Origin of the sequence: Thermus sp. 2.9 (genome assembly GCF_000794385.1) — a bacterium.
Taxonomy (GTDB): Bacteria; Deinococcota; Deinococci; order Deinococcales; family Thermaceae; genus Thermus; species Thermus thalpophilus.
The window spans coordinates 1-4,476 of record NZ_JTJB01000033.1; the positions used below are offsets into that span (position 1 = coordinate 1).

3 protein-coding genes and 1 tRNA gene are annotated in these 4,476 nt (G+C 66.6%); 1 reads left to right on the plus strand and 3 read right to left on the minus strand.

From position 1 onward, the window contains the following. Positions 1 to 20: 20 nt before the first annotated feature. Positions 21 to 2,879 (minus strand): excinuclease ABC subunit UvrA, encoded by a 2,859-nt coding sequence (uvrA, locus tag QT17_RS07880; RefSeq protein ID WP_039458736.1) that lies wholly within the window; start codon positions 2,877 to 2,879, stop codon positions 21 to 23. A 61-nt stretch (positions 2,880 to 2,940) separates the two neighbouring features. On the opposite strand from uvrA, the gene QT17_RS07885 reads away from it, so the two are divergent. After that, positions 2,941 to 3,972, plus strand: a complete 1,032-nt coding sequence (locus tag QT17_RS07885) for an SIS domain-containing protein (RefSeq protein WP_200883388.1) — start codon at positions 2,941 to 2,943, stop codon at positions 3,970 to 3,972. Here the strand turns inward: QT17_RS07885 and QT17_RS07890 are convergent. Further along, positions 3,969 to 4,298, minus strand: coding sequence for a tRNA-binding protein (locus tag QT17_RS07890; RefSeq protein ID WP_039458742.1), 330 nt, complete (start codon positions 4,296 to 4,298; stop codon positions 3,969 to 3,971). The genes QT17_RS07885 and QT17_RS07890 overlap by 4 nt on opposite strands. A 67-nt stretch (positions 4,299 to 4,365) precedes the next feature. Further along, positions 4,366 to 4,442, minus strand: a tRNA-Ile gene (locus tag QT17_RS07895). Positions 4,443 to 4,476 lie beyond the last annotated feature (34 nt).

Here is a 4,476-nt window from a genome sequence, read left to right on the forward strand (position 1 = left end):
GTAAGAGGGCAAACGAAGCCTTATCTTGCCGCCACCTGGATCCTCTCGGCGATCTCGGGGATGCGGGCCAGGAAGGCCCCGGTGGGGCTTCCCGAAAGGGCCACCTCCTCCGGGGTGCCCTCGGCCACGATCTCCCCGCCCCGGTCCCCGCCCTCGGGGCCCAGGTCAATGACCCAGTCCGCCGTCTTCACCACGTCCAGGTTGTGTTCAATGACCACCACGGTGTTCCCGGCGTCCACCAAGCGGTGGAGGACGTCCAAGAGTTTGGCCACGTCCTCAAAGTGGAGGCCCGTGGTGGGCTCGTCCAGGATGTAAAGGGTGCGGCCCGTGGCCTTGCGCCCCAATTCCGTGGCCAGCTTGATCCGCTGGGCCTCGCCGCCGGAGAGGGTGGGGGAGGGTTGGCCCAAGCGCATGTAGCCCAGCCCCACGTCCACCATGAGCTGGAGCTTGCGGGCGATGGTGGGAACGTTTTGGAAAAACTCCAGGGCCTCCTCTGCGGTCATGTCCAGGACGTCGGCGATGCTCTTTCCCCTAAGCTTCACCTCCAGGGTTTCCTTGTTGTAGCGCTTGCCCTTGCACACCTCGCAGGGCACGTAGAGGTCGGGCAGGAAGAGCATCTCAATCTTCACCGTGCCGTCGCCGCCGCAGGCCTCGCACCGCCCCCCCTTGACGTTGAAGGAAAAGCGCCCGGGCCCGTAGCCCCGCTTCCTGGCCTCCGGCGTCTTGGCGAAGAGGTCGCGGATCTCGTCAAAGATCCCCGTGTAGGTGGCGGGGTTGGAACGGGGGGTGCGGCCGATGGGGGACTGGTCAATCTCAATGACCTTATCCAGGTGCTCCACCCCTTCCAGGGCCTCGTAGGCTCCCGGGGTGGCCTTGGCCCGCATGAGCCTTTGGGCTAAGGCGGCGTAGAGGACGTCGTGGATCAGGGTGCTCTTGCCGCTTCCCGAGGGCCCCGTCACCGCCACAAAGCGGCCCAGGGGGATTCTGAGGGTGACGTTTTTTAGGTTATGCTCCCTGGCGCCCCGTAGCACCAGCCACTTGCCGTTCCCCTTGCGGCGCTCCTTGGGCACGGGGATCTTCTTCTCGCCCCTGAGGTAGGCCCCGGTGAGGCTATTGGGGCTTTTCAGGATTTCCTCCAAGGGCCCTTGGGCCACCACCTCCCCCCCGTGGATGCCCGCCCCTGGGCCCATGTCCACGATCCAGTCGGCGGCCCGCATGGTTTCCTCGTCGTGCTCCACCACGATGAGGGTGTTGCCCAGGGATTGCAGGCGCTTCAGGGTGGCGATGAGGCGCTGGTTGTCCCGGGGGTGGAGGCCGATGGAGGGCTCGTCCAGGACGTAGAGCACCCCGGTGAGGCCGCTCCCCACCTGGGTGGCCAGGCGGATGCGTTGCGCTTCCCCGCCGGAGAGGGTGTTGGCCGCCCGGTCCAGGGTGAGGTAGTCCAGGCCCACCCCCACCAGGAAACCGAGCCTTTCCACGATCTCCCGCAGGATGGGCCGGGCGATCTGGGCCTGGAAGGGGGAAAGGTGCCCTTCTAGCTCCTGGAAGAAGGCCAAAGCCTCCCGCACGGGTAAGGCGGAGACCTCGGCGATGTTCCTCCCCGCCACCTTCACCGAAAGCACCTCCTTCTTGTAGCGGGTGCCCCCGCAGACGGGGCAGGGCTTCAGGGACATGAAGCTCTCCAAGACCTCCCGCACCCCTTCGGATTCCGCCTCCTGGTAGCGCTTCTCCAACCAGGGGATGACCCCTTCGTAGTGGACCTCCACCCGGAAGGTTTCCTTCCCCCCCCGGCGAAAGACCACTTCAAAGGGCTCGGGCAGGCCGTAGAGCACCGCCTTCTTGGCCGCTTCCGGCAGGTCCTTGAAGGGGGTCCTTAGGTCAAAGCCCAGGTGCTCGGAGAGGGCCCTGAGGCGGTCCCAGAGGTAGCTCCGCCCCGTGTCCCGCCCCCGGGCCCAGGGCAGGATGGCCCCTTCCGCCAAGGAGAGCTCGGGGTTCACCACCAGCTCGGGGTCAAACTCCTGCTTGTAGCCGAGGCCGGAGCAGGCGGGGCAGGCCCCGTAGGGGGCGTTGAAGGAGAAGATGCGGGGTTCCAGCTCCTCTAGAACACTTCCGTGCTCGGGACAGGCGAACTTTTCCGAATAGAGCTCCTCCTCCCCCGAGTCGGGGTAGAGGACGCGCATGAGGCCTTCGCCCCGGAGGAGGGCGAGCTCCACCGCCTCGGCGATGCGGGGGCGCTCCTCCTCCTTGAGGACCACCCGGTCAATCACCAGGTCAATATCGTGCTTCTCGTACTTTTCCAAGTTGAGGTTTTGCGCCTCTTCCAAGAGGTAGATCACCCCGTCCACCCGCACCCGGGCGTAGCCCTCCTTCATGAGTTGCTGGAAAAGCTTGCGGTATTCTCCCTTCCTCCCCCGCACCAAGGGGGCCATGAGGACCGCCCGGGTGCCAGGAGGCCGTTGCAGGAGGCGGTCGGTGATCTCGCTGGCGGACTGCTTCTCAATGGGGCGGCCGCAGGTGGGGCAGTAGGCCTGGCCCACCCGGGCGAAGAGGAGGCGGAGGTAATCGTGGATTTCGGTGACGGTGCCCACGGTGGAGCGGGGGTTGTGGCTTGTGGTCTTCTGGTCTATGGAGATGGCGGGGGAGAGGCCTTCGATGCTCTCCACCTCCGGCTTGTCCATGACCCCGAGGAACTGGCGGGCGTAGCTGGAGAGGCTTTCCACATAGCGCCGTTGCCCCTCGGCGTAGATGGTGTCAAAGGCTAAGGTGCTCTTGCCCGAGCCCGACACCCCGGTGATGACGATGAACTTGCCCCGGGGGAGCTCGAGGCTGATGTTCTTCAGGTTGTGCTCCCTGGCGCCCCGGATGACGATGCGGTCCATCCGTGGAAGTATACCACCCCCAGGGGGAAGGAGGTAGGGTGGGCGGGCTACAATGGGGCACATGGCGTCCTTCATGCGCCACGAGGCGGAGGAAGCCCCTCAGGTGGTGGAGCGGCTTCTACGGGAGAACGAGCCCGAGGTGAAGGGCCTCGCCGCCTTCCTCCGGCGGAGGCCCCCGGCCTTGGTCCTCACGGCGGCCCGGGGGAGTTCGGACCACGCCGCCCTCTTCGCCAAGTACCTCCTCGAGGCCCGCCTGGAATGGCCCGTGCTTTCCCTTGCCCCTTCCGTCCTCACCCTCTACCGGGCGCGGCCCAGGCCCCCTTACCCCGCCTTGCTCCTCGCCTACAGCCAAAGCGGGGAAAGCCCGGACCTCTTGGAAGCGGTGCGGGCCTACCGGGAGAAGGGGGTCCTCACCGTGGCCTTGGTGAACCGGGAGGAAAGCCCCCTGGCCCAGGCGGCGGAGGTGGTCTTGCCCCTCCACGCGGGGGAGGAGAGGGCGGTGGCCGCCACCAAGAGTTTTCTCGCCATGCTGGCGGCCACGGTCCACCTCCTCGCCCACGCCCTGGAAGACCCTAAGCTTCGGCAAGCCTTGCCTGCCTTGCCCGAGGCCCTGAGCCGGGCCTTGGCCCCTCAGAGGGACCTGGGGTACTTGGAGGAAGCGGAAAGCCTCTTCGTCTTGGGCCGGGGCTTCACCTTCCCCGTGGCCCTGGAGGCGGCCTTAAAGCTCAAGGAGGTGGCGGCCCTCCACGCCGAGGGCCTTTCCCTGGCGGAGTTCCTCCACGGGCCCCAGGCCCTTTTGGAGGAGGGTTTTCCCGTTTTGGCCTTGGCGCAGAAGGACGAGGCCCTGGAGGAAATGCTCAAGACCTTGGAAGGCCTAAGGGCCAAGGGCGCCCATCTCCTGGTCCTCTCCCCCGAGCCCGACGCCTTGGCCCTGGCCCAAACCCCCTTGGCCCTTCCCGTGGCCCTGGGGCCCGAGCTCACCCCCTTGCTCCTCATCCAGGCCTTTTACCCCTTGGCCGAGGCCTTGGCCCGGGCCCGGGGGCAGGACCCCGACCGGCCCCGGCACCTTCGCAAGGTGACCCGGACCCGCTAGAAGACCTTTTCCCCCAGGGGAACCTCCCGCTCGGGGGTGAGAAGGACCACCCGGCCCGCTTCGTCCTTTACGCCCAGGACCAGGACCTCCGAGGGGAAGCCCCCGATGACCCGGGTGCCCAGGTTCACGGCGCAGACCACCAGGCGGCCCACCAGGGCCTCGGGTGTGTAGAGCTCGGTGATCTGGGCCGAGCTCCGCTTTATCCCTAAGGGTCCCAGGTCAATCCAGAGCCGGTAGCTGGGCTTGCGCGCCTTCTCGTGGGGTTCGGCTTTGACCACCCTCCCCACCCGCAGGTCCAGGGTTTGGAAGGCTTCCAGCGCCTCCATGCCCTGATTTTGCCCTAAAGGAAGAGCGCGGGAAGCGAAATCCCCTGCCGGGGGGCAGGGGTGTTTCTGGTGGGCCGTGCAGGACTTGAACCTGCAACCAACCGGTTATGAGCCGGCCGCTCTGACCGATTGAGCTAACGGCCCGCGCCAAGGGCTTATTTTAGCACAGGGTGCCCTT